We start from the raw sequence: 24483 nt of genomic DNA on the forward strand, positions 1-24483 counted from the left end.
TCGCCATGATCGGACGCACCATCAAGTCCTGCTCCCCGCGCCCGCGGGGATGGTTCCGATGGAACATCTGTGCGGTTACGGCTGATCTTCTGCTCCCCGCGCCCGCGGGGATGGTCCCCCTGGCCCCGACTACGACCTGCAGACCGCGATCTGCTCCCCGCGCCCGCGGGGATGGTCCCTCAGGGCGTCGGCCACACCGTCACCGGCTCCGCTGCTCCCCGCGCCCGCGGGGATGGTCCCACGCTGCGGGCCCGGCCAGGTGACAAGGGGGGCTGCTCCCCGCGCCCGCGGGGATGGTCCCCGGCGCTCCCACTCCTCCACATCCCAGTACGGCTGCTCCCCGCGCCCGCGGGGATGGTCCCCAGGCCCCCCGGCGACCAGGAAGCCGCCGGGGCTGCTCCCCGCGCCCGCGGGGATGGTCCCGGCGCCGGCCACCGGGCCCGGGTCTCTCTGGACTGCTCCCCGCGCCCGCGGGGATGGTCCCGCCACGACCCGTTCATAGTCAGGCAGGGTCGTCTGCTCCCCGCGCCCGCGGGGATGGTCCCTAGACGGCTACCTTGTAGAGCAGGGCCCCGGCCTGCTCCCCGCGCCCGCGGGGATGGTCCCAGCCAGGACCCGTGGTCGAAGCGGAGCTGGCACTGCTCCCCGCGCCCGCGGGGATGGTCCCCCCGCGTCCATCAACGTCCAGATCCAGCAGCACTGCTCCCCGCGCCCGCGGGGATGGTCCCTCCGAGGTAGTAGGTCACGGCAATGGGCTTGGCTGCTCCCCGCGCCCGCGGGGATGGTCCCGTCCTCTTCCTCCCTAGGCCCGTCCAGGCGACCTGCTCCCCGCGCCCGCGGGGATGGTCCCGTCCTCTTCCTCCCCAGGCCCGTCCAGGCGACCTGCTCCCCGCGCCCGCGGGGATGGTCCCGTCAACAAGAGCTTGGAGACCGCGCGGACCAACTGCTCCCCGCGCCCGCGGGGATGGTCCCGTCACGTGCTCGATCAGCTGGTCGCGGACCAGCTGCTCCCCGCGCCCGCGGGGATGGTCCCTCTGCTCCGCGTTCGGGGTGGAAGCCGAAGAACTGCTCCCCGCGCCCGCGGGGATGGTCCCAAGAGCACGACGCTCGTCTCCGGCGACGTGTGCTGCTCCCCGCGCCCGCGGGGATGGTCCCAAGCCGACGCTGCGCGTGCCGTGCCCCACCTTCTGCTCCCCGCGCCCGCGGGGATGGTCCCGAGGGTGTTGAGCCCGGACTGCCACTGCGCGACTGCTCCCCGCGCCCGCGGGGATGGGCCCCTGCCCGACGGTCTTGTCCCGGGGTTTCATCACCTGCTCCCCGCGCCCGCGGGGATGGTCCCAGGTTGCCGAACTGAGCGAACGTCAACAAGCCCTGCTCCCCGCGCCCGCGGGGATGGTCCCCGCAACGCAAGCGCCACGTACAAGCTCAAGATCTGCTCCCCGCGCCCGCGGGGATGGTCCCAGCAGCTTCGGCGTGGCCACGGCCCGTTCAGCTGCTCCCCGCGCCCGCGGGGATGGTCCCCCGGATCACCCTGACCGGTACGGCTCGATGAGCTGCTCCCCGCGCCCGCGGGGATGGTCCCCTCGTCTTGCGGGTGTTGATCGCGGCCGCGCCCTGCTCCCCGCGCCCGCGGGGATGGTCCCCACAAGATGGGGACGTTGTCGTTGTAGCCCCACTGCTCCCCGCGCCCGCGGGGATGGTCCCCGCAACGCAAGCGCCACGTACAAGCTCAAGATCTGCTCCCCGCGCCCGCGGGGATGGTCCCGGCCCGTGCTCCTTGACCAGGTCGTCCACGATCTGCTCCCCGCGCCCGCGGGGATGGTCCCCACCGCGGAAAGGTCCGCGAGGATGGACGGGGCTGCTCCCCGCGCACGCGGGGATGGTCCCTGGTGGGGCTCCGGCGGCCAGTCCGGGCAGGGCTGCTCCCTACGCACGCGGGGATGGTCCGTACGTCATCGTGAAGGCCGCGCTCATCGCCGGCTGCTCCCCGCACACGCGGGGATGGTCCCGCCCCCTTCGACCTGCTGAGCGTGGCCAGGTACTGCTCCCCGCGCACGCGGGGATGGTCCCCAGACGGTTCCGCAGACGGCGGGGTCGACGCTCTGCTGCCCGCGCACGCGGGGATGGTCCCGACGCCCGGTCCCACCCCCCTCGCCCCACGGCCTGCTCCCCGCGCGCGCGGGGATGGTCCCGTTCCTGCGGGCCGGGAAGCCCGTCCAGGCCCCTGCTTTTTGCAGCGGTGCAGTTCATCGACACTCGATCACGCCGGGGATCTGAGCACTCGCGGGGGATCGTCGGCCTTGGCTCGCCGGCCGCTTGTGCCTTGACCGTTCCCGCGGCGGGTGCACGGTGGCGCCGCGCTGTCAGCGGGGTGAAAGGAGCAATAGATGAGGATTTCATCAGCGAGCGGGGTTGTCCTGCCGGGCAGGACAACGGCCAGCCCTGGATCGGGCGCGTGCGGCTGCCGACCGAGCATCCTGCGCGTGGCTGATCACCGGGGTGCCGAGCCGAACCGCTTCGGGGCATGCCGAGCGCGCGGCAGTGACGTGCATGGCGCGAGCAGTAGTCTTCGGCGCGTCGGGCCTGCTCGGACGCTGGGTGTTGCGCGCCTTCGGCGACGTGGCGGCGCCGGACACGAGGGCGCTCTAGGACCTCGTGCACAACGTGCGGAGGACACCCGTGTCCGACGACGACGCCCAGGTGGTGCCGCCCCCTCACGACCTGACGGCGGAGAAGGCCGTGCTGCGCGCGATGCTGCGCACGGTCGATGCGCCAGGTTCGGCACGCACGCGCACGAATGCGCCGAGGCGACGCTCCCGCCCTGATCCCGAGGGGCCGGGAGATGTGGCTGGCTACCGCGGAGATCTGCAGGTGTGGAGCGTCAGTTCGCGAAGCTGGCTGCCGGTGGTAGTGATGTCGTATCGGCGCGCGTTCTTCAGAGCTGCCTTGGTCAGGGCCTGGCGCCAGTGGAAGTCCCGGCCCATTTCGTCTAGGGCCGCGGCCAGTGAGCACGGGTCGCCAGGACTGTAAGGGACACCTGTGGCTCCGAGGATTTCCCTCACACTGGGAAGATCGGAGTAGGCAACCGGTAGTCCGTGGGCTTGGGCCTCGACGAGGACGAGTCCGAAAGCCTCCAGCCCACTGGTTGTAAAGACGAAGGCATCGAAGCTCGGCAGGCGGCGCCACAGTTGGGCGCGGGGCAAGAACGGTTCGAACTGTACTCGGTCCCGCAGTCCTAGTTTGATGGCTCGCTGCTCCAGGTGCTCCCGGAGGCTGCCGTCGCCGATCACGGTCAAGTGATGCGGGTGATCGGTGAGAGCGAGGGCTTCCACGGCGGTGATCGTCGACTTGTTGTCGTCCAGACGACCGGCGTGCACCAGAGACAGTGGTCCCCTTCCGGGGCGCGGTTGATCGCGCGGCCGGGCCTCGCTCAAGCGGATGCCCCAGGGGATGACGGTGAGCCGATCGGTGAATCGGCGTTCGGTGAGGTGGTCGATGCGTTTGGCGAGGGCGGAAGTCGGGGTGACGATCGCGGCGCTGGCGGCAGCAACTTCGGCCAGGGTTTCGCGCTCGCGCTCATCGCGCTCGGCCGCCATCACCTCGGGTCCGTGGGCAATGGAGATGACCGGGACTCTGCCGGCGGTTCGGGTGAAGGCCAGGCTGAGAGCGAAACCGAGGTACTGGGCGTGGAGGGCATCCGGCCGGACCTGCTTGATGAGCGCACCGACCTCATGCGTCAGCTCGTCGACGTAGGGTGCGAAGGCCGGGCCTTGGGGGCGCTTGGTGGTGGAGAGAGGGATCAGCTGGTCAAACGCTTCCCTCCACGCCTGGTCGACTGGCTCTCTGCCGAGGAAGCACACGCGAGTCTCGGACATCGCGCGGTAGAGGTCGTTGGCGAGGATCATGCTCCCGGATGAGGGTTCGGAGGTGCGGTTGATGCCGGTCATGATGTTCAAAGGGTCGGCAATCACGCGGGTACCTCGCTCCTGGGCGACCGGTGGGTGGGGATCTGTGTCAGGGCTGCTGAGGCTGGCTCGACTCGTGCTTCGTCGGTCGTGATGCGCGTCTCGCGCTGGCGGGGTGGTGCCCACCACGAGGCGAGATGTGGGGTCAGGACGGCGTTGATCTCCTCCTCCGGGTGCAGGTAGCCCTTGCTGTCTTGTCGTGCCGCCCATACTCGGGCTGCCGATCTGGGGTAGGCGGGATTGATCCCCATTTCTCCCTTGGGGATGACTCCGTTGAAGGGGGTGGCGATCCCTTCGTGGTTCCAGTAGTCCCATGCCTCGAGGGCCTTTGCTTTCTCGAAGCAGTGGTAAAGCTGCTGGTAGCGGGGCAGGTACCGGATTTCGCGGTAGACCATCTGGCCGATCAGTCCGGGCGCGGCTTTCACGAGGGTGCCGAGATCGGCGTCCTGGAAGGTGACCGCTGCCGCGTCCTGGGACGGATGCAGTGCGGTCAGGGCGAACAGGTGGGAGAGCCGTCGCCGAACGTACTCGGCGGTCCCCGGGGCGAGGGCTGGCTCGATGCCTTCGATGAGCTGGACGAGCCGGTGGTGCCGTGGGTTGAAGCGGGCCAGGTCGAACAGCCGGTCCATGCCGTCGACGGCGGCGTGGGCGAGGCGTTTGGGGGGCCAGTTGTTCAGCTCTCCCGCCTGGGCGTAGGCCTTGGTCTGCTGGCTGGCGGAGTGGAGCATCAGGTACTCGGACAGCACCTCGAAGAGGAGGTAGCCGAGGAACGGCACGTGGGCGACGGCGTTGGACAACTGGTCGATGAACTCGGGCGCCGGAGTGACCTGGCCGGCGGCGTTGCGCACGGTGACGTCGAGGAATGGGGCCGCGGCACGCAGCCTGGCCCGCACGGTGCGCTCGAGCTGGTCGTTCTCGCTCGGGGAGAGGAAGCTCTGGTAGCGCAGGTAGGTGCGCAGGTGGATGGGGCCGAGGTGCAGGTAGTTGACGCCCTTGGGCCGGATCGCGGCGTCTGGGGTGACCTCCAAGATCATGGGCGTGGTGGAAGGTTTCGTCCGCATCAGGTAGGCGCCGAGATTGTGGGGGAGCAGTCCCTTGCCGCGACTGGTGAGTGGCGAGCAGTACAGCGCCCCGACCAGGCAGCCGGTGGAGACGTGCAGCTGTCGGCTGGTGCGGATGGCGTCGATGTCCCTGGTGACGTGCAGCAGGTACATGGGCCGGCCGCTGACGAGCGCTTCGGTCATCGAGTTGTGCTGGATCAGCCACCCGTTGGAGGTGTCACCCTCCAGGTAGCGGCGCCAGTCGTCCTCGCTTTCGGCCAGCGAGGCGGGGGCGGGGCGCTGCGCGGGCCTGCTGTAGTCCGTGTGGGCATGCTCCCATTCGTGGCGCAAGGGAACTCCTGAAGGGTTGAAGTCGCAGCGGGCCGGGGGAGTTCGGGAGCTACAGCGTCTCGACGTTGGCTCCGGACAGGCGATTGCGGCAGTCGAGCACGTAACGTGCGTTCTTCTCGATCATGGCGAGGTCGAATCGGGTGTGGTCCATGAGGAGCACCACGGCATCAGCTGCTGCTACCTCCTGCGGGCTCGCATCGACCCGTGGCATGTTCAGCTTGCTGGTGTCGCTCTCCGGGACGTTGGGGTCGGCGCCGCGAACCTCGGTGCCGAGGTCGGTGAGGAGTTCGGCGATGCGGCCTGAAGGGGAGTTGCGCAGGTCGGTGGCGTTGTACTTGTACGTCAGGCCGAGCAGCAGGATGCGAGAGCCCTTGACCGGCAGGCCGCGCTTGTCGAGGCCGTCCACGACACGCTGGACCACGTAGTCGGGCATGTGCCGGTTCACGTCGTCGGCGAGGTTAACGAACCGGAAGGGGACACCCAGCTCCTGCTCGACCTTCCACGACAGGAACAGCGGATCGACCGGCAGGCAGTGGCCTCCGACTCCCGGCCCCGGGGTGAACCTCATGAAGCCGAAGGGCTTGGTCGCGGCGGCGTCGATCGCCTCCCAGGCATTCACACCGAGTGCCTTGGTCAGCGTCGCCAGCTCGTTGACGAGCGAGATGTTGACCAGCCGGAAGGTGTTCTCCAGCAGCTTGGCCAGCTCGGCGACTCTGGGCCCGGACACCGGGACCGTGGTCTGGAAGATGCCGTCGTAGAACCCCTTGATCACTTCGAGAGACTTGGCGTCGATCCCGGAGACGATCTTCGGCGTTGCGTCGAACGACCAGCGCTTGTTCCCCGGAGCGATGCGTTCGGGACTGAAGCCGACCAGGAAGTCCACGCCGCTCTTGAGGCCCGAGGTCTTCTCCAGGATCGGCAGCAGCAGTTCCTCAGTGCAGCCGGGGTAGGTCGTGGACTCCAGGACCACGGTCGCGCCGGGGCGAAGGCGCTCGCCCACGGTCCGGGCGCAGGTCTCGATGTAGGTCAGGTCGGGCACGCCGTTCCGCAGCGGGGTCGGCACGGTGATCACCGCGATGTCGAAGCTGGCGAGCGCGGCAGTGTCGGCGGTCGCGGAGTAGGCCCCGGTGTCCAGCACCGCGCGGAGTCGCGAGGAGGCCACGTCTTCCACGTACGAATCGCCCGCTATGAGCCGCTTGATGCGGTTCAGGTCCACGTCGTAGCCGACGACGCGATGGCCCACCTCGGCGGCCCGCACGGCGAGTGGCAGTCCCACGTAGCCTTGGCCGGCGACGACAACATCCATGACGACTCCAATCTGGGTAAGGAGCCCCGCTGTGCCCCTGGTTTCTGTGGTGATGCCGGTCCACAATTCGGCGGCCACACTCGGGCCCTCAGTCCGGTCGGTGCTTGCGCAGACCCACACCGATCTTGAACTGCTGATCACCGACGACGCGTCCTCGGACGGCTCGATGGACCTGCTGAAGGAGCTGGCCCGGCAGGACGGGCGGGTCCTGCCCGAGGCCGCGCCGCAGCAGGGGGGCGCGGCCAAGGCCCGGAACCTGGCCATCGCGCGGGCCCGGGGCGACTACGTCGCTTTTCTCGACAGCGACGACATGTGGCTCCCGACGAAGCTGGAGAAGCAGCTCGCCTTCGCCGCAACGGCTGGGACACCCCTCACGTTCACCTCCTACTACAAGGTCGACGCCCTGTACTCGGGCGAGGCCGCCGACTTCGTTCCGAACGGGCGCGTCGTGTGGGCTCCGGAGTGCGTGGACTACCGCGCGATGCTGGTCCATGACCACATCGGCGCCCTGACCGCCATGTACGACCGCAGGGTGGTCGGGACGAGGCTGATGCCCGACATGCCGAAGAGGCAGGACTACGCGCTCTGGCTGTCGATCATGCGGGACGGGACCCCCGCACGGGCGCTGAGGGAACCCTTGGCCGTGTACCGGGCGCAGCGGGCCGGGTCGCTCTCGTCGAACAAGCTGTCGCTGGTCCAGTACAACTGGGCCCTGTACCGCCGGCACGAACAGCTCTCAGTGGTCCGCTCGGCTCGGGCTCTGGCCGGAGCGGCATGGCACTCGGTGCGGAAGTCGCGCATCTAGAGCCGCAGCGCGAGTTTGGGGAGCCCGTGCGCGACCGTTTCCGGATGGTGTCCCTGACCGAGCCCCGCCCCGTGGTCATGCCGCGTGATCGGCTGGGCCCGAGAGGCGGGACTCGGTGGGTCACCGTTGCCGTCGACCAGCTACGCGGCCGGGCCGGCGTCGATCGGCGCGCGTAGGAACAGCTGGAGGAGCAAGCGTCGGTCGGCGGCCGGGACGGTCTCCTGACCGCTGTGCAGCGCTTCTCGGCCGTGCAGGAAGCGGCGCTGGTTCACGATGAGGTAGTCCCCGGGCTGGAGCATGAAGGAGACCTGCCCCCTGACGAGTTCCTCGGCGAGCTCCCGGGCGGCTTCGGCTTGCGCTTGGCTGAGCTCGGACCTCGCCAGCATCTTGGCGGTGAACCGGACGAACCCCTCGCCTGGCTTGGGGCCGTCCAGGACCGGGAACGGCTTGTACTCGTCCCCGACGCCGAACAGGTCGAAGAAGGTCCCGTAGTGGTAGGCCGACTCTGCCAGCAGGGCGCGGCAGTCTTCCGACAGCCGCGCCACCGCCGCGTGGGCGTCGGAGAGGATGCTGGGGCCGCCGCCGAGCGGGTCGGGGCGAACGCACAGGAGCGTGGTGTAGTCCGGGGGCAGGGTCGCGTTCACCAGGTCCATGTGGAAGGCGTTGTACCCGATGCCGCTGGACTTGCCGGGGTCCTTGTCGACCTTGACCCCGATGTCCTTCCACAGCGGCCACCGAGGGAAGGGCGAGAAGGGGACCGCCACCTCGGCGGCGAAGCCCGTCGCCAGCCGCCGGAAGCGGTCGCCTGTCCCCAGGGCCTTGGCCAGGTTCCCCAGGCGCAGCACGGCGTATCCCCCGCCGTCCCCGGTCAGCGCTTGCCGCAGCGTCGCAGCGGTCTCCTCGAACCGCGGGGTCGCCGCCAGTTCGGTCTGGTACCGCTTCATGGTGGACGTCGCCAGGAACGAGCCGTCCAGATCCCACGCCGGGAGAGGAAGGTCGATCAGAGCGGCTTCGAGTTCTCTCGGGATGTCGATGAACACGCGGAGCATCCTTCTCTCTTGGGAGTTGCGGGGTGTGTCGTTGGGGGCGGCCGTCAGACGCCGACGGGCTCCGTGTCCGGATGAGCCACGTACGCATCGCGCATGACCGCGGTGAAGCGCTCCTCGGTTCGGTCGCCGGCGGCCTCCTCCTCCCGGAAGCTGCCGAATCTTGCCCAGTAGCGTCGGCCGATCTGCCGGTCCATGAACGCCTGCACCAGCAGGCGCAGGCGAGCACCGCGGAATCCGCGGCCGCGTTGGATGATCTCGAAGTTGGTCTCCATGAGGGCGGCCAGCCGAGAGCGGTCGCCAATGCCGTGCGAGAGCCCTTCCCGGCCGGGGAATGCTTCCTCGACCGGAAGGGTCGTGCTTGGCGCCGTAGCCGTACCCATTGACTCCTCCTCGTCGCGGAACGAGCACTTAGCTGTGGGTGGTACGAGGTCTGCGTATCGGCGATGCGGCGGCGACGTCGGCAAGAGAGAAGGTGCCGCCGCGCCGCATCCACCACGAGTCGCTGCAGTAGCTGTCCAGCGCGCTGGGCTGCTGAACGGTGGGAACGCTGATCGGGAGCGCGGTGATCCGGCGTGCCGGGTTGAGCTGCGTGTCTGCAGCCTGATGCGCCACCAGGTGCCCTGCGACGAGAGCCTTACGGATCGCGGTCATGGACTCACGGTTTCGCGAGTCCAAGTTGCCTGCCAGGGGAAATCAGAGGGGGAAAGAGCTGTCAAGGGGGCAAAGAGCCGGGGGAGTTGCGGTCATGATTGGTTTCCACCCGACGACGAGGTCACACTCATGGCAACGGACCAGTTCGCTGAGCTCCTGGTTCGGCTCCGTAAGGACGCCGGGCGTACGCAGGAGGAGCAGGCAGCCGCGATCAACGCGGTCTCAGGCCGGGACACCATGACCCGGCGAGAGATCAACCGCTACGAGCACGGCCAGAACATCCCGACGAACCACACGCTTGCGCACATCGCGGTGGCTTGCGGCTTATCCCCTGAACACCTGCAGCGGGAGGCCGCAGCCGCCCGCGCCAGGCGCAGGAAGGGCGCTCGGCCTGAAGGGGAGGACTCGGACGACGTGAAACGCCGCACGTTGCTTGGAAGCGCCGCCGTTGGCGCGGCCGCCGCCGCAGAACCGTGGGAACGCCTCGCGCACGCCCTGAGTAGGGGCAAGGTGATCGACTCTGAGTCAGCTGCCAGCCTGATCGACCGCGCCTGTGAACTCCACGTACGTGAGTGCCACCTGACCGCCCGGGAGCTGCAGAACGAAGTTGAGTCGCACCTGGATGCGATCACGGCCGCGCTACCGCGAGCCGGAGAGCACGAGCGGGCTCTGACGATCGCGGCCGGCGAGACGGCAGCCTTGGCTGGTTGGGTCGCGTGGGATTTGGGGGATCAGCCCCGCGCGCATGCCTTCTACGACGTCACGATGGACTGTGCCAGAAACATCGGCCACCCACCCTTGCGGGCCCTCGCGCTGGGTTACGCCAGCTACGGGGCGCTAACCCCGGAGAAGGCCGCGGAGTTGTTAATCCAAGCCACCAGGGACGTCCGGGGTCCTGGCAACGCGGCCGCCGCCGCCTGGCTCTACGGCAGGCTCGCGGAAGAGGCGGCGAGCGTTGGCGATCACACGAATGCCCTGCGCGCCTTGGACCTTGCCCGCTTCGCGTACGGATTCGCTGATCACACGGCCGAGCAGGCGTGGGTTCGCTTTGTCACGCCGTATCGGATGGACTCCCTGGCGTTGTCTGTGTACGGGCAACTCGGCCGCCAGGAGTTGGCTGAAACTGCGGACCGGGCCGTAGACCGGCTGGGCAGGGACCTACCTGAATCTGGCGTTGTCGTGCTGGGCGACCTGGCAAAGGCGCTGTTGCGTGGGGGAGACCTCGACCAGGGCGTCTACGTGTCCCGCCAGTTTGCCGCGGCGAGTGACGCGCGTCCCACCACGATGGGTCGAGCTCGCGCCCAGGCCGTTGCAGCTCAGCTTCCGGCCAGTGAGAGCGAACTCGCCCGGCACCTCCAGCAGTTCGCGGCGTGAGCTGCTATTCGACGGACTGTGGCGTGGTCTCGTCGACCACCCACTTCAGGTAGGCCTCGGATCCACCGGTCACCGGGAGGGTGATCCATTCCGGTACTTCGTAGCTGTGCTGCTCGGCGACCCAGGCCTCCAGCTCCGGGAGCCGATCTGTCGTCGTCTTGTACGAGATCCGCCACTCCTGTGCGGTCTCGATGGCCCCGTTCCACCAGTACGTCGCGGCGAATGGCTGGTCGATGTGGGCGCAGGCCGCCAACCGGCTCTCGACCGCGCCGCGAGCGAGGGCCTTGGCCTGTTCCTCGTCGTCGATGGTCGTCTGTGCAATCACGATGTCGCTGGCCATGCAACTGCCCTTCCAAGTCGGTGAATCTCGACACTACCCAGCGGTCCTCGGCTTGCCGAAACGGGCGGTGGGCTGGTGACTTGCGCTTCAGGGGAGCCGCAGGGAGCGCAGCCGCTCGGCGATGGCGAACGAGTCGAGTCGCAGGGCGATGATGTCGGCAATCAGTTCGCGCCAGGCCTCGAACTTCGTGTTCACGCGCTCACCGTGCATCCCTAGATACGCCACGGCCAGGCCGAAGCCGTACAGCTCGTTGCGGGCGGGCAGCGGGCGGAGCACGACGCATTCCTCCAGCATCACGGCCGCCCGCCAGAAGGCATCCGGGTGGTGCTGGTCATGGCGGGGCGGGTCGACTTTGTGCCGGGCGGCCAGGCCGACAAGGACGGAGTAGTCGTTGACCGCGAGGTTGTCCAGCAGCTCAGCCTGGCGCTCCAGGAACCACCGGTAGTCGACGTAGTACTCGGCAGGCACAGGTCAGGCCGCCCGCGGGGCGGTGTGGGCCGGCGCGGCGGCACCGTACTCGGCGTCGAACGCGGCGACCGTCTCCGGGTCGCCGGTGACCTGCCGGAAGATCTCCGCGCCTTCGGCCAGGGCGCGCTCGCGTCGCTTCTCTTCGGCCACCTGCGCGAGGTAGGCGTCCAGCGGCATCCCCGCCGCGTCAGCCAGGGCCTGCAGCGCGTCCGCAGTGGTGTCGTCGATCTCGATGCCAGCCATGCATCGAGTATGCCGCCTGAGACCACACCAGGACCACCCACCTGCAAATATCGCCCTGACCTGCGCGTTTATGGCTCGTGTAGCACGGCCTGGTCCTCGAACCTGCCCCAGCAGGGGTACCGCGTCCAGCGGATCCTCCTTGCTGGTGTCGATGGTGCCGTCGGGCCGGTTGTAGACGTCGTCGGCGAGGGTCGAGTCTGGTGTCCAGTCGCCGGCCTTGTTGCGCTCGGAGAGCGGGACCAATGCCTCGGCCAGGAAGAGCGGCTTGGTCGGCAGGTAGGCGGGCTCGCCGTCCGCAGGGTTTGGTCGTGCTCGGCGGGCTCGCGCAGCTCGCGGAGATCAGCGAGCCAGGCCCGCACGCGGGCGACGATCTGCAGGTCGGCGCGGTCGCGCATGAAGCGCCATCGGCCCTTGCCCTTCCGCCTGGTCTTGCTCTTCGCGGTCCACACCCACACACCGTCGGTGTCCACGCGGACCTGCTTGACCAGCAGGTACGTGACCTCGACCGAGCAGTACAGCATCTCGTACTGCAGAACGAGCATGGCCGCGTCGCGGCGCCCGATTGGGGTGCTCTCGTCGATCTTGGCGAGCACCTTGACCAGGTACTTCAGGGTCAGGCCGGCGGACTCCTCCTTCTCCCCTCCGGCCGGGATGAACTCCTCCAGCCGGTAGTCCTGAATCATCTCGCGGACGAGGGACGCGTCCGGCCGATCCCCCTTCGGGTACCAGGAAGCGATCCGGGAGCAGTAGGCGAGCAGGCTGTCCGGGCTGTACTTGCTGCCGTCCGGCTTCCCCGTCTCCATGAGGAATCCGAGGTACGCGGCGACATTCCCGTGGTGGTGGGCTGGGCGATCCTGCCCTCTTTCACGCACCACTGCTCGAAGCGGGTGCGCGTGGAGTCGCGATGACCCGGGTGTTGCAGGCGCCACGCTCGACGGTCCGCTTCTTCACGCTGGGGGGACGGTGAAGTCCTTCTCGGTGAAGGGGCGGTTCCCCGTCGGCGCGCGGCGGCAGCTTTCCCTCGGCGAGGATGGATCGTGCGTCCGGGTGATGCGATAGCGGACCGGGGCGTCGGCAGGGGCCGCGGGCAGGAGCTGTTCGTCGTCGACGATCTCGGCGTCGTAAATGACGTCGTCCGGGTCGGTCGCTTCCGTCGCTGTCGTGGTCACCTTGGTCGCTCCAGAAGCTTCGTGCGTGGCGTGCGTCGTGCCTGGCAAGCCGGGCACAGCCCCAGTGTGTCGGGGTCAGAAGTCGGCGTAGTGAGCGGCAAAGCAGTCGCTGCACAGGCCGAGGTCCTCTTCGCCGGGCTGGTAGTGGGTGCCGCATGAGGAGCAGAGCTCGATGGCATCGAAGCCGGCTCCGCAGCCTCCGCAGAGGATCCGGAGCTCTTCGGGGGCTGCGGCTACCCGTATGCCGCTGAGCATGAGAGTCAATTCGCCGCAGTCCGGGCACTTGCCTAGGTCAGCGTCGCGGTAAACACTCTCCCAGAGGTACCAGGCCTGGTCCGTGGAGTGGAACATGGCGTGGCAAAACCGGCAGTCCACGATTTCGCTTCCCCCACCGAGGACGAAGGCCCACTGGTCACACTCCGGGCACTGGATGGTGCGGTCCTGGAAGTCCTTCAGCTCATCCTTCAGGCGCTTGAGCCGGGTGTCGATGTAGTCCTGGATGCCACGCACCTTGTATCCGACGTCCACCAGGTCCTTTTGCAGCTCCGCCGCCTCCGGGTCCGGCAAGGCGGGGAGGAGCTCGTCGTGTACGAAGGCAACCAGGAAGTCCAGTACCTGAGCAGCGCGCGTCTCGATCGCGCGGGCGGGAGCCCTGAGCCCGTAGTGCTGAAGGCTGTTGCGCCACTTGGAGAGGATGGCCAGGCTCTTGGCGGACCTGTCGTCGATCGCGACCTCGGCTATGTCCTTCAGCCGTGTGATAGCGGCGGTCGTGGTGCAGCTCTCGAAGTCGCCAGCATCGAACTTCTTACGTTTGGCTGTTCCGGGGTCCTTGAGGACGAGGCTCCAGTGCTCCTGCTGCAGGCGGGCTTTGAGGAGGACTTCCGCGGCGGCCTGGAGGTGCAGGACGGCGTACTTCAGCATGCGCGGCGTCGGCTTGCCCAGGCGGAGGTTGTCGCAGGCGCTGTTGAGGTAGTCGACACCGTTCTGCACGGGTGGGAACTCCACCTCGTGCGCGGGCGGCGATTCCGTCTCCTGTGCCTCGCCGCCGCGGAGACCGGGAACGGCCCCCGCCTCGTTTCCTTCGCTAACGGTCAACGCTCGAATCCTCGCCAACACGGGGCTTCCTGACCACCCCTCAGTACCTCGTACTCTTCCACCAATAGGAAAAACGGGCTTTCTTCCTCTCCGCGTTCGCCGCCCTCGGCGACCAGGCCTCCCGGGCCTACTACGACAAGAAAATCGCCCAGGGCAAGCACCACACCCAAGCCCTGCTCTGCCTCGCCAGACGCAGGGCCGACGTCCTGTTCGCGATGCTCCGCGACGGTACCTTCTACGAACCGCAGTCGTCTGCCTCAGCTGCCTGCCTACGGGTCTGCGAGGAGAACGACTCGATCGGCCTCGACATCGAAGCCGAGCACTGGATGGCCATAGTGGCCTTCCGGGTCCATCAGTACGGGCTTGTTCAGCCGCCTTCCGATCTCTCGCAGGAAGCCGCAGAACACATCAAGTCGATCCTGGCCCTGCAACTCCCGCAGGTCGACGTCGAAGTCGACTTCGTCGTCGGCATGGAACCGGAAGATCGCGAGCACATCGGCAGTCGGCCAGACCCGCAGGTTCGGGCACTCGGCGTCCGCCGGGCGGGCCAGCACGGCCTCCGCCCGGGGCACCGGAAGCACCGTCTCTCCCTGGGAGTACTGGTACTTCCAGCCCTTCTCCGCGACAAGATCGAGGACCGCCTGCCAGTCCTGCACCGAGGCATCCGGGACACGCATGTCCGGCAACGACCCCACCAAGTCCGGATCGAAGAAGGAACTCACGTCATCCCACAGCAGATCAGCCACCCCGCCATGCTGCCCGGCTCCCCGACCCAACGCACCCCCGTTTTCCCTTGACCAAGGACATAGGGGCACCCCCCCCCGCCACCGGCTGTCCTCCTACACCGCCAAGCACTGGCACGCCCAGCTCAGCCAGCTCACCGCGACGCACCGCGGCTACCAGGCCCTGGAAGACGCCGGCCTGAACGTAACCACCAAAACACTCATCAACTGGCTGTCCGACCCCGAGTACAACATCCGCCGCAGCTACCGCGACATCATCCACACCGCCTACGAGAACGCCGCCATCGTCCCTGCCGACCCCATCCCCGACCGCTTCAAGAACGGCCAGTTCGAAATCAGCGGACTGGTGAAGACCGGCGACGACGAACGCGAACGCGGCAACCGCCGCGCCGCACCACTGCGCATCGACGGCAGCTGGGGCTACTGGGACGCGGTCGAGGACCTCTGGCTGGCCGGCGAGCTCACCGACGACGACTTCGAAGACCACTTCGTCGACGACGTGATCGTGGCGGACATCGGCGAAGGCACCGACGGATGGGCGTTCCTGGGCGGCTCTTAAAGCCGCCCACGATGCGGGCCTGACGCATCGGGACATCAAGCCCTCCAACATCATCCTCAGGTCCACCGGCAAGGCGACGGTCGTCGACTTCGGCATCACCAAGGGCAACGAAGGCCAGCACGACGTCACCATCACCGGTGTCCTGATCGGCACACCGGGCTACAGGGCACCCGAAGCACTCGCCGGCACCTTCGACCACCGCTCCGACCTGTACTCCCTCGGCTGCGTGCTCTACGAGACGGTCACCGGCCGCCGTCCCTTCACCGGCACCTCCTGGCACCTGGTCAACCAGCACATCAAGGAGCAGCCCGCCACGCTGCGCACCCTGCGCCCGGACGCGCCCGTGGAACTCGAACGGCTCGTCGACCGACTCCTGGCCAAGGACCCGGCTCAGCGGCCGGCCTCAGCCGGGAAGGTCCGGGACGTCCTCAAGGAGATCCACGACCGACACTTCGGGGCCACTCCGCCCAGCCGCGGCAAGGACATCGCCACCGAGGTGCTCGTCACCCAGGCGGAAGCCACAGACGGCGCGATCATCCCCCTGCGGATCACCACTCACAACGCCTGCCCCGCCTGCGCCACCAGGACAGACGAGAAGGCAGCACAGTCCTGCACCACCTGCAAGGGAGAGGGCCGGATCGTCCGGGAGCAGCACACCTACAAGGTCCGCATCCCCGCCGGCCCCAAGGACGGCCAGGAGGTCCGGATCCGCGGGCTCGGTGGTCCCGGCAAGCACGGCGGTGCTCCAGGAGACATGTACGTCACCGTGCACGTCATCGACTAGTCAGCCGTCGGACTCCGGTGTGCGAAGCTCTGGCGCTGCGGCACCGGCCGCTGCCTCGCTGGACGGGGCGGCCTGGCCGTCGTCGACGGCCCAGAGCGCGCGGGCGAGGAAGTACAGGGCGACCGTCCCGGCGTAGATGAACGCGCCCCAGCCCACGATCAGCACGAAGACGTTCGCGCCGCCGCGCGCGGAGCTGTAGGCGACGCCCTGCCCGAAGGTGAACAGCCAGGGGAACCAGGCCGACCGTAGGAAGCCAAGGTCGGCGTAGCGGCCTTCGCCCCTGCGCCATGCCATCAGCGGGCGCTGGCCGCCCGAGCTGTTCGAGGTGATCGACCGGGCTGCGCCCGTGCGGCCCCGGCCGGCGGTCGACAAGGCCCTGCGCGCGGAGCTGCTCCAGGGCAAGATGATGGCGATATCTGAATTTCACCAGGTGCTCGGGGGGCTCCAGAGTTGCTCGGCTGGATTCCCCAGACAATGCTGCACCCTGCAGCCAGCCGCCAAGGAAGAGGTCCCCGGTGGCCAGCTGAATGGCGGGCGCGCGGTTCGACCATGCGGGCCTCAGCAGTCGTAGCGGTGGGTGTAGGGGGTGTCGGGGCAGCCACGACAGACGAAGAAGTACATGCCGCCGAGGTCGCCCAGGGCCATGTCGTGCCCGAACGCGTCGAGGGCGACGGGATCGGCCTCGGCAATCCAGCACGGAGTCGCGGTCTCATCCTGGCTGGAGGCCCAGTCATTCAGAGGGAGCCACCGGCCCATGCCCGGCTCCGTCGCGGTGACGCTGAGCAGGTGTTCCATGCGGATGCCGCAGCCTGCGCAGTCGGGCCAGTCGGGCGGCTGAGTCCACCCCGGGTAGCCCCCGACCTTGCTCTGTTGCGTGGTGGCAACTTCGAAGTAGTCGTAGCCTTTTTCCTCCTTCAGGGCCTCGAACCGCTGAACAAGCAACTCGCTGAGTCCCTCCGGCAGGTCCCAGTTCGGGTACTCCACGGCCGGAGTGGGGGAAACGGTGCACGGGCGAGGCAGGTAGTCCTCGTCCGCGGTATGCGGGCGATGCGGCTCCCCGGCCATGGCGCCGACGGCCGTCAGCGCCGCGTTGCGCCAATGGAGCCGCGGGTTGGCCGCGTACTGGTCGTCCTCATGAACGAGCGGGCACCACAGGATCTGCAACAGGTCGGTGCCGGCGGGGAAGACGAGGCCGGGCACATCCCGTGCGTACAACTGGACTACCGGGACCATCGCGACCGGCTCCCGCCTCACGGGCGGGTCGAGCGGCTTGTAGTGGCCTGGTTCGGCGCACATCGGCCAGGGCTCGTCGGCCGGCCACAGCAGCGGCCCGCCGATAGAACTGTCACCCGGTCCCGGCTGCCCGGCCCGGGGGTAGAGGAGGGTGACATCGCGCGCCGTACCGATCAACTCCGGAAAGACGGCCTCGACATCGCAGGGAAGCGGAGCCAGCGGCCGGGGCCCGGTCGGCTGGTCCTCAGCGGTGTCCTGCTGGGCGTTCCCTGGCGGCATGGCGTCTCCTGCTGCTGGTGGTCCTAACGCGCCGACCCTAGCCCGCGCGTGCCCCTGCCCAGCAAGGAGCGTCACGCTCGCTGAAGCTCTCCACTCCGTGGAAGGTCGTATCGAATGAGGTGGCGAGCACCCCTGGCCCATTCCAAAGATCCCGATTAAAGAGGAGGGACAGGCCGTGCGGCTGCTCTCGGTGGCCGAGCGTACGCCGGAGCTGATGAAGCGGTGACGTGCCGTGGACGAGGCGAACACCGCCTGGCTGCGCCAGCTGATCGCCGCGCGCGGCTGGCCGGGCGAGGCCCTGGTCGGGTGGCAGGCCGCCGGGGCCGTCTGGCTGATCGCCCAGCATGCCGGGCAGTCCGAGTTCCAGCAGGATCGCCTGGAGCTGCTCTCAGCCGCTGTGACGGCGGGCGATGCCGACCCGCAGCACGCTGCCCTGCTGGAGGACCGGGTACGGATTGCCCGAGGTGAGCAGCAGTTCCTCGGCACCCAGCTGACACATGGCCCCGGCGGCACGCTCGTCCCGTACCCCGTTCGGAACCCAGATGAAGTCGAGGCGTTGCGCGCCGCGTGGGGGTGCGAGCCGCTGGAGACATGCATCGAGCAAGTTGCGGCCGGCATCCGGTAGGGCGGAGTCAGGACGGCGGCCGAGATCGAACGCGTCGGCGGCCGGGCCGCTCTGGCCAATTCGCCGGGGCGGGTCTGGCGGCGGGTTCCCGGCTGCTGGTCCGCGTGTGCCGGCCACGCCCCGTACCGCCTGGTGCGTGGCCGGTGGTGCTGGGTCAGATCTGCAGGATCAGCGCCTCCACCTGGCTGAGCGTGGTCACGCTGGCCTGCGCGGCCTCCCGAGCCTTGGCCAGTTTCTCCATCCACTCGATCCGCTGCTCGGCCGGCAGGGCTTCCGCGCCGATCTGGGCCCGCAGGCGGCGTGCTTCCTCGAAGTCCGTCATCAAGGTGTGCGCGGAGTCGACCGCGCGCTGGTAGCTGTCTCCGACCAGCTCGACTCGGGCAGGCAGTTCCCGGCGCAGGGTGGCCAGCTGTTCGCGAGGGTCGGGCGGTGCCTCTCCCTGCGATGTGGAGCCGCCGGCCGGACCGCTCTGCAAGGCCGGCGCGCCGGTGTCCGTACCGCTGCTGGGGGCGGGAGCCGGTGCCGGACGGCCGAGTTCTACTGGGAACGTCTCGTCGAACCACTCCTTGTCGGCGACGTACTTGGTCGGCCGGCCCTCGATGTCGGGGGCAATCACCATCCCGGCAGTGATGGCGCTCTGCTCGTCCTCGGCCAGGTGGCGCTCGCTGTAGCAGACCAGCTGACCGCCGTCTTCGGCGGCGGGAGGCTGGGTAGCGTCGGGGTGCTCCAAAACGGATGTCGCGAACGCGAGGAGAAGAGGCCGGCTGACGGCTGGGCTCTTCGAGGTGTACGCCAGGGTCAGGGACGCGAGGGCGCTGCTGGGGGTCCGGCGTACGCCCTTGCGGCCCTGGCCGGCTTCGCTTCCCTGACCGGGCGTGATGAAGGGTTCGGGGGCGTGCATGAGTGCTGGCGCCATCCGCTGGACCAGAGCGGCCCACGCTGTCGCATCGCCCGCCTCCGCTCCCAGGAGCAGGTTCTTGAGCGACCTGGGGTCCTGTCCGGAGCCCTCCTTGGTCTCCTCGACACCGAACAATCCCAGGGCGGACAGGATGTTGCCGCGGTGAAGGAACAACTGGGCGACCGCGGCCGACCACAGACGGGTGCGGGCACCGGCGGTCTTCCCGCTGACCTGGCTCCACGCTGGCTCCTGCAGCGTCCCCTTCACCACCGGCCAGAACTGCCCCGTGTCGCGGCGCTTGCCCGCCGCCGGTTCAGGAGCCGGGGGGGTCTCTGGGAAGACGAGCGCGGTGATGGCCCGCACGGCGATGTCGCGTAGGACCACCGGGGACACCTCGTCGCCTGCGGGAACGAGCGGCTCAAGCGGATCGAGTGGCCCGTTGGCGGTCAGGGCATCGCGCACCCCGTGCAGATCGAGCAGATCCGCAGCCCGCGCGCGGGGGAACGCCTCGGCGAGCGCGGGCCCCAGGAGGGACTGGCTCGCGTAGGAGTCGACGAGCGTGGCGAACAGAGCGACCAGGCGGGCGTCCTCGTCGTATGGCTGGATGCCGCGCAGGTGATCGTTGACGTTCAGTGCTCGCAGGACATGCTCCAGCGCCGCCGGCTTGGTGCAGCCGATGACGATCTCCGTGGGCACCGTGGCGATCTTGGCCGCCCGGATCGCCGGGTCCTCCGGGGCCGTCTCCGGCTGGGTGCCGGCCTCGTTGAGCCGGGCGGAGACCCGGTTCAGGACCTCCCGCAGGTTCAGCAGTCGCAGCGCGGGGTCGCTCTTCTCCTTGGGCAGTGACACTAGGGACTGAGGCATGCCCGTGACCAGGTACTCCGGGCGCACGCCGAAGATGTCCAGACGGGCCAGTGCCCGGTTGTTGGCGGTCACGGCGGCCATGCGCCAGATCCGGGTCACCGTGCCGTCAGAGTTGGTGATCTGCCACTGCTGGAGGACGTTCATGCCCTTGGAGAGCTGGCCGGCGTCCACAAGGGACTCGACCAGGTCGTAACCGCGGGTCTTCCCCGCGCGCTGCAGGCAGTCGGCGGCGTACCGCTGCACGTGGACGGCGACCTCGTACGGTTGTTCGGCGAGCGTGAGAGCCGCTTTCGGCTCGCCGTCCTCTTCGGCCGCTCGGACCACCGGCCGCGGCCGGCGATTACCCAAAGCGGTCAGCAGCGCCTGCCGCTCCTTCTCCAGCTTCTTGACGTGCCGGAGGGCATCCACGTGCTTCTGCTCGGCGGCCTTGAGAGCCTCAGCGGTGTAGGTCTCGTCGCCGGGCGCGCGGCGACGCACATCCCGCTCCTTCTCAGCGCTCTTCGCCGCCTTCTGCGCCTCGAGCAGCGCAAGCTCGATGGCGACAAGGTCCTTGACGCGCTGGGTGGCCTCCGGGCTCGGCGGCGTCCAGCAGCTGACGGTACGGTCGTTGAGATCCCACGGGACCACCGCGGCACCGTGCACATCGCACATCAGCAACAGCACCTTGTCGGCACCCGCCTGAACTTCCCGGTACGCGGTGGACTTCAGTACCCTCCTGCCGCGCAGCGTGGCCACGAGCTTCTTGATCTCGGTGTCCGGGAGAGCGCAGGCGAGACCCTCGATGATCGCCTGCCGGGGAGGAGGCACGAGCCCCAGGTCCTCGCACGTGTTCGCGACGGCGTCCGCGAGACGCTGAGCGTAAGTGTCGGTGCCGATGTACGGGTAGTTGCCATCAGGTCGTTTCGCGACCATGGTGTCGTCCTTCCACCCGGGCGTGCCGGGCGAATGCAGAGGCTCCCGTATCTCGGGAGCGTTACACGCGCCCGAGAGCCGAAGCCTCGCGCCGACGAGATCTAGACCGACACCCCTGATGAGTCTCGACGGAACCTCGCCCCGTACGGTCCAACTGCCAACGCCCGAAGACGATCAACCCGGACGGTGCCGCATGGGTACCCGGGCTTCTCGCGGCTCGCTCCTACTCCGCCGTCGGCGGCATGAGGCGGACGTCGGTGATGGACCACCGACGTGCACCACGGAATCTGCCACGCCTGTTCGCACAGGAGCGACCCCCCGCACATGAGTTCACTCGATCAGGGGATGGACACTCGCAACAAGCCGCAGCGGAAACGGTGTTGGAGTAGTCACGCCCCCCGGCGCGAGCATCCCGGCCCCGGCGGTCGGCAGGGCGGGCGGAGATCGTCGAGCGTCGCCGCAACATGCTGGTGAGCGCCGCACCCGCGAGGATGGTCCCGGCAAGGCCGCCGGTGAGCTGACCGCGTCGTTCTGCTCACCGCACGCGCGGGGAGGGCCCCGGGGCCGCAAGGGCGGTGCGGTGGAGGTCGATCTGCTCCCCGCACAGACGCGTCGCGGGCTGGGCGGCGCGGCGAGGCTGGCTGCGGGAGGGGGGCCGGGGAAGGGTTCGCCGTCGGCTCACCGTCCATTGAGCTCTTTCCAACCTCGCATGTCAGCTGGGAAGTTGGGATGACAGACAGAGGAAGCCCCTGGTAGACGGGTTTTCGACCAAGAGAACCGTCTCCACCAGAGGCTTCGCATGCTTGTCTACCCGTCCGGCGTCGACGTGTCCAGCTCTGCCCTGCGCTTCCTCGCCGCCCGCCTGAAGGAACACCGCCGCGCTCTCGGAACCCGATGGCGGCGCCTGAACGCAGGCCGGCAGGCCCTGCTCACCGTCGCCCACCTGCGCAACGGCCAGCCCTACGCCCAGCTCGCGGCCGGATTCGGGATCGGCACCACCACCGCCTATCGATACATCACCGAGGCCGTCAACCTCCTCGCCGACCTCGCCCCCAACCTCGCCGAAGCCGTACGAGCGGCGTCGACGAAGGCGTACGTGATCCTGGACGGGACGCTCCTGCCCATCGACCGAATCGCCGCCGATCGCCCGCTCTACTCGGGCAAACACAAGAAGCACGGCAGCCCTCGGACTCCGGCATGCGAAGCTCCGGCGCTCCGGCACCGGGCTCTGCCTCGCTGGACGGGGCGGCCTCGTCATCGTCGACGGCCCAGAGCGCGCGGGCGAGGAAGTACAGCGCGACCATCCCGGCGTAGATGAAGGCGCCCCAGCCGGAGCCGCCGACGGCTGTCAGTCGCGCCAAGCACAATGCGGCCATGAGCTACGACTTGGCTGTTTGGGAGGGCGACCGCCCCGCCGACGATGCGGCAGCGACGGCGACCTTCGAGGACCTCTACCGCCAGCACATGAGGCACACGGGGGGCCAGAAGACTGCTCCGACCCCCTTGATCAGGCAGTACGTCGAGGCATTGGTGGCGCGCTGGCCCGACATGAGCCCCGATGACGATGAAGAGGCCGAGGAGGCCTGCCCCTGGTCTGACGGTCCCTTGATCAACAACACCAGCGGCCCACTGTTCTACTTCGGCATGGTCTTCAGCAAATGTCAGGAGGCCGCGCCGTTTGCCGCAGATCTCGCCCGAACTCTCGGTCTCGTCTGCTTCGACCCCCAGGACCAGCGCCTGATCTCCTGACCAGCATCACCCCGTTGGTCACGGTCAAGCACGCAGAGGCACCGCCGCAGGTCCGCGTCGATTCGATGGCACAGGACTGTCCTCTGACAGGTGATCTTGACTGATTGCCAGGTGAGTTTGACCGGCCAGGAGGAGGCCGGAAGTCAGGTGTAGACGTTGCGGCCATACTCTTCGCGGCTCACCTGGAAGTCGTCCGGCCGGTCGTGGCGGAGCTCCTCGTACCGCACTCCGAAGACGTCGATCGCCTCGTGGAGCGTGCAGCCAGACGCGTCCATGATCGCCTTGAGTGCCAGGACGATCCGGTGGTCAAGGATGTGGCGGTCCACGTTCTCGGGCAGGTCTTCCATAGGCTGACCGTATAGACAGACGTTCGACCACGCCGGTCAATATCGCCTGGCAATCGGTCAAGATCACCTATCAGGGACAAGGACAACACCGTTGCGTTAACGCTGTGACCTGCGGGGCAAGGGGGTTGGGCGAGGCAATGGGACTCCTGTAGATCAACGATCGGCGAGAAAGTCGATCAAGGTGAGGGGTCCCGATGCAGGAGAAGTCTGTCATCACGTCTACGGTCGAGACAGCCGCGGGGGTGTTCGCTCCGGGGCACCTGGGCGAGTTGACACAGATCGTGGACTTCGCGTTGGTGGACGCGGTGCTGGAGGAGACCGGTCGGCGCGAGAAGCGGCTGCGGCTGCTGCCTTCGCGGGTGGTGGTGTACTTCGTGCTCGCTCTCGCGCTGTTCGAGCGCCACTCCTATCGCATGGTGTGGTCCAAGCTGACCGCGGCCTTGACCCCGCTGGCTCTGGTGCGTCCCTCGGTCTCCTCGCTGACACGGGCCAGGCGCAGGGTGGGGGCCGCGCCTCTGCGGGGTCTGTTCGAGACGCTTGCCGGGCCCGTCGCCCGCCCCGGGCAGGACGGGTCCTTCTACCAGGGCCTGCGCACGGTGGCTGTCGACGGGACCCTGCTGCACACCCCCGACGACGAGACGCTCACCTGGCTCTACCCCAAGCGGGCCGGGGAGAGTCTGGAGTTCGGCTATCCGCTGCTGCGGCTGCTGGCCCTGGTCGAGTGTGGCACCCGAGCGCTCATTACCGCCGCCTTCGGACCGGAGTCCGAGGGAGAACTCCCCTATGCAAAGCGGCTTCTGCCTGCCCTGGACAAGACGATGCTCCTGCTGGCCGACGCGGCCTTCGACGGCAACGAGTTCCTTCATGCCGTCCATCAAAGCGGGGCGAGGTTCCTCGTGCGTTCCGGGGCCCGCCGTGTCCCCACCTCCGCCGAGCACCTGGGCGACGGTTCCTACATCGCCCGCATCGGCTACGGCGTCCTCCGGGTACTGCTGCCGGTCCGCGTGATCGAGGCGACCCTCACCGTCACCCTGGCCGACGGCACCGTCCGCACCGAGCAGTGGCGGCTGATCACCAATCTGCTGGACCCCGTCAAGTATCCGGCCACCGAGCTCGTTGATCTCTATCACCGCAGGTGGCAGGCAGAAACTGCATATTTTTCGATCAAGGCCACGATGCTCGACGGCCGTGTCCTGCGCTCCCGCAGCATCGACGGCCTTGACCAGGAGGTCTACGGCCTGCTCACCGCCTACCAGGCCCTGATCCGCGCCGGCGACGACGCCCTGACCGGACGGCCGGACATACCCATGGAACGGATCAGCTTCACCGTCCTGCTGGCCGCCGCAACCGACACCGTCACCGCGAGCCATGGAATCTTCCCCAGCACCCTCGTCGACCTGGTCGGCACGATCGGCCGCGCGGCCCTGGGCGACCTCCTGCCCGCCCACCGACGGCAACGGGTGAAGGCCCGCACCCGAAGGAACCCCACCAGCAAGTACGGCCCGAACGCGGGACAACACCCCCACAAGGCCCAGAACTACACCGTCCGCACCACCGTCGTGTTCTTCGCCCACGGCCTCAAAAGCCGCTCATGGCCCTAACGCAACGGTGCTGGAGCATCGCCGCTGACGATC

24 protein-coding genes, 2 pseudogenes and 1 CRISPR repeat array are annotated in these 24483 nt (G+C 68.5%); of the genes and pseudogenes, 9 read left to right on the plus strand and 17 right to left on the minus strand.

The window, feature by feature from the left end; translation table 11 throughout:
- The first annotated feature begins 28 nt into the window (after nucleotides 1-28).
- Nucleotides 29-2193: direct repeats of the CRISPR family, unit length 29 nt; unit sequence CTGCTCCCCGCGCCCGCGGGGATGGTCCC.
- Nucleotides 2194-2852: 659 nt separating this feature from the next.
- Genes ACF1GV_RS37350 through ACF1GV_RS37360 form a run of 3 tightly spaced genes read right to left on the minus strand, consistent with a single transcriptional unit; the run spans nucleotide 2853 to nucleotide 6662 of the window.
- Nucleotides 2853-3971 (minus strand): glycosyltransferase family 4 protein, encoded by a 1119-nt coding sequence (locus ACF1GV_RS37350; protein ID WP_391690395.1) that lies wholly within the window; start codon nucleotides 3969-3971, stop codon nucleotides 2853-2855.
- Nucleotides 3968-5356, minus strand: coding sequence for a hypothetical protein (locus ACF1GV_RS37355; RefSeq protein ID WP_391690397.1), 1389 nt, complete (start codon nucleotides 5354-5356; stop codon nucleotides 3968-3970). Before ACF1GV_RS37355 ends, ACF1GV_RS37350 begins: the two co-directional genes overlap by 4 nt.
- Before the next feature lie 49 nt (nucleotides 5357-5405).
- Nucleotides 5406-6662, minus strand: coding sequence for a nucleotide sugar dehydrogenase (locus ACF1GV_RS37360; RefSeq protein WP_391690400.1), 1257 nt, complete (start codon nucleotides 6660-6662; stop codon nucleotides 5406-5408).
- A 31-nt stretch (nucleotides 6663-6693) separates the two neighbouring features.
- Between ACF1GV_RS37360 and ACF1GV_RS37365 the strand changes: the two genes are divergently transcribed.
- On the plus strand, nucleotides 6694-7467 hold the full coding sequence (locus ACF1GV_RS37365) for a glycosyltransferase family 2 protein (protein ID WP_391690403.1): 774 nt from the start codon (nucleotides 6694-6696) through the stop codon (nucleotides 7465-7467).
- A gap of 140 nt (nucleotides 7468-7607) precedes the next feature.
- Here ACF1GV_RS37365 and ACF1GV_RS37370 read toward each other — a convergent pair whose 3' ends face one another.
- Genes ACF1GV_RS37370 through ACF1GV_RS37380 form a run of 3 tightly spaced genes read right to left on the minus strand, consistent with a single transcriptional unit; the run spans nucleotide 7608 to nucleotide 9167 of the window.
- Nucleotides 7608-8507 (minus strand): TauD/TfdA family dioxygenase, encoded by a 900-nt coding sequence (locus ACF1GV_RS37370; protein WP_391690406.1) that lies wholly within the window; start codon nucleotides 8505-8507, stop codon nucleotides 7608-7610.
- A 53-nt stretch (nucleotides 8508-8560) separates the two neighbouring features.
- Nucleotides 8561-8896, minus strand: a complete 336-nt coding sequence (locus tag ACF1GV_RS37375) for a DUF6082 family protein (RefSeq protein ID WP_391690409.1) — start codon at nucleotides 8894-8896, stop codon at nucleotides 8561-8563.
- A 28-nt stretch (nucleotides 8897-8924) separates the two neighbouring features.
- Nucleotides 8925-9167 carry a hypothetical protein gene (locus ACF1GV_RS37380; RefSeq protein ID WP_391690412.1) on the minus strand — a complete coding sequence of 81 codons (243 nt, stop codon included), beginning with the start codon at nucleotides 9165-9167 and terminating at the stop codon, nucleotides 8925-8927.
- 129 nt (nucleotides 9168-9296) lie between these two features.
- Between ACF1GV_RS37380 and ACF1GV_RS37385 the strand changes: the two genes are divergently transcribed.
- Nucleotides 9297-10541, plus strand: a complete 1245-nt coding sequence (locus ACF1GV_RS37385; RefSeq protein ID WP_391690415.1) for a helix-turn-helix domain-containing protein — start codon at nucleotides 9297-9299, stop codon at nucleotides 10539-10541.
- A gap of 4 nt (nucleotides 10542-10545) precedes the next feature.
- Here the strand turns inward: ACF1GV_RS37385 and cutA are convergent, their stop codons facing one another.
- The 6 genes from cutA to ACF1GV_RS37415 form a co-directional block, all read right to left on the minus strand.
- Complete coding sequence (gene cutA / locus ACF1GV_RS37390) at nucleotides 10546-10881, minus strand: divalent-cation tolerance protein CutA (RefSeq protein WP_391690419.1); 336 nt, start codon at nucleotides 10879-10881, stop codon at nucleotides 10546-10548.
- Between the two features lie 87 nt (nucleotides 10882-10968).
- On the minus strand, nucleotides 10969-11349 hold the full coding sequence (locus ACF1GV_RS37395) for a toxin Doc (protein ID WP_391690421.1): 381 nt from the start codon (nucleotides 11347-11349) through the stop codon (nucleotides 10969-10971).
- A 3-nt stretch (nucleotides 11350-11352) separates the two neighbouring features.
- Nucleotides 11353-11592, minus strand: coding sequence for an antitoxin MazE7 (locus ACF1GV_RS37400; protein WP_391690424.1), 240 nt, complete (start codon nucleotides 11590-11592; stop codon nucleotides 11353-11355).
- A gap of 68 nt (nucleotides 11593-11660) precedes the next feature.
- A complete protein-coding gene (locus tag ACF1GV_RS37405) occupies nucleotides 11661-12395 on the minus strand; it encodes a hypothetical protein (RefSeq protein ID WP_391690427.1) in 735 nt (244 codons plus the stop codon).
- 144 nt (nucleotides 12396-12539) lie between these two features.
- Nucleotides 12540-12761, minus strand: a complete 222-nt coding sequence (locus ACF1GV_RS37410; RefSeq protein ID WP_391690430.1) for a hypothetical protein — start codon at nucleotides 12759-12761, stop codon at nucleotides 12540-12542.
- Nucleotides 12762-12836: 75 nt separating this feature from the next.
- Nucleotides 12837-13856 carry a hypothetical protein gene (locus ACF1GV_RS37415; RefSeq protein ID WP_391690433.1) on the minus strand — a complete coding sequence of 340 codons (1020 nt, stop codon included), beginning with the start codon at nucleotides 13854-13856 and terminating at the stop codon, nucleotides 12837-12839.
- 71 nt (nucleotides 13857-13927) lie between these two features.
- Between ACF1GV_RS37415 and ACF1GV_RS37420 the strand changes: the two are divergent.
- Nucleotides 13928-14110: pseudogene (locus ACF1GV_RS37420) on the plus strand (IS110 family transposase); the annotation flags it as partial.
- Between the two features lie 15 nt (nucleotides 14111-14125).
- Here the strand turns inward: ACF1GV_RS37420 and ACF1GV_RS37425 are convergent.
- Nucleotides 14126-14602, minus strand: a complete 477-nt coding sequence (locus ACF1GV_RS37425; RefSeq protein ID WP_391690436.1) for a hypothetical protein — start codon at nucleotides 14600-14602, stop codon at nucleotides 14126-14128.
- On the opposite strand from ACF1GV_RS37425, the gene ACF1GV_RS37430 reads away from it, so the two are divergent.
- Nucleotides 14532-15158, plus strand: a complete 627-nt coding sequence (locus ACF1GV_RS37430) for a hypothetical protein (protein WP_391690438.1) — start codon at nucleotides 14532-14534, stop codon at nucleotides 15156-15158. The genes ACF1GV_RS37425 and ACF1GV_RS37430 overlap by 71 nt on opposite strands.
- 19 nt (nucleotides 15159-15177) lie before the next feature.
- Entirely contained in the window at nucleotides 15178-15942 is a 765-nt protein-coding gene (locus tag ACF1GV_RS37435; protein WP_391690482.1) for a protein kinase, read from the plus strand.
- On the opposite strand, the gene ACF1GV_RS37440 is transcribed toward ACF1GV_RS37435, so the two are convergent.
- The gene (locus ACF1GV_RS37440; protein ID WP_391690441.1) at nucleotides 15943-16236 is read right to left on the minus strand and encodes a hypothetical protein; all 294 of its coding nucleotides are present in this window, start codon (nucleotides 16234-16236) and stop codon (nucleotides 15943-15945) included.
- A gap of 264 nt (nucleotides 16237-16500) precedes the next feature.
- Nucleotides 16501-17454: a hypothetical protein gene (locus ACF1GV_RS37445; RefSeq protein ID WP_391690444.1), complete on the minus strand. Its 954-nt coding sequence runs from the start codon at nucleotides 17452-17454 to the stop codon at nucleotides 16501-16503.
- A gap of 232 nt (nucleotides 17455-17686) precedes the next feature.
- Between ACF1GV_RS37445 and ACF1GV_RS37450 the strand changes: the two genes are divergently transcribed.
- Nucleotides 17687-18079, plus strand: a complete 393-nt coding sequence (locus tag ACF1GV_RS37450; RefSeq protein WP_391690447.1) for a DUF6624 domain-containing protein — start codon at nucleotides 17687-17689, stop codon at nucleotides 18077-18079.
- 154 nt (nucleotides 18080-18233) lie between these two features.
- On the opposite strand, the gene ACF1GV_RS37455 is transcribed toward ACF1GV_RS37450, so the two are convergent.
- Nucleotides 18234-20753, minus strand: coding sequence for a hypothetical protein (locus tag ACF1GV_RS37455; protein WP_391690450.1), 2520 nt, complete (start codon nucleotides 20751-20753; stop codon nucleotides 18234-18236).
- A 799-nt stretch (nucleotides 20754-21552) separates the two neighbouring features.
- On the opposite strand from ACF1GV_RS37455, the pseudogene ACF1GV_RS37460 reads away from it, so the two are divergent.
- Nucleotides 21553-21933 (plus strand): annotated as a pseudogene (locus ACF1GV_RS37460) (transposase family protein); the annotation flags it as partial.
- Between the two features lie 194 nt (nucleotides 21934-22127).
- The gene (locus tag ACF1GV_RS37465; protein ID WP_391690452.1) at nucleotides 22128-22502 is read left to right on the plus strand and encodes a hypothetical protein; all 375 of its coding nucleotides are present in this window, start codon (nucleotides 22128-22130) and stop codon (nucleotides 22500-22502) included.
- 143 nt (nucleotides 22503-22645) lie between these two features.
- Here ACF1GV_RS37465 and ACF1GV_RS37470 read toward each other — a convergent pair whose 3' ends face one another.
- Nucleotides 22646-22849, minus strand: a complete 204-nt coding sequence (locus tag ACF1GV_RS37470) for a hypothetical protein (RefSeq protein WP_391690454.1) — start codon at nucleotides 22847-22849, stop codon at nucleotides 22646-22648.
- A gap of 194 nt (nucleotides 22850-23043) precedes the next feature.
- Between ACF1GV_RS37470 and ACF1GV_RS37475 the strand changes: the two genes are divergently transcribed.
- The gene (locus tag ACF1GV_RS37475) at nucleotides 23044-24450 is read left to right on the plus strand and encodes an IS4 family transposase (protein ID WP_391690456.1); all 1407 of its coding nucleotides are present in this window, start codon (nucleotides 23044-23046) and stop codon (nucleotides 24448-24450) included.
- Nucleotides 24451-24483 lie beyond the last annotated feature (33 nt).

The organism is Streptomyces sp. NPDC014006 (genome assembly GCF_043088925.1).
In the GTDB taxonomy this organism is placed as follows: domain Bacteria; phylum Actinomycetota; class Actinomycetes; order Streptomycetales; family Streptomycetaceae; genus Streptomyces.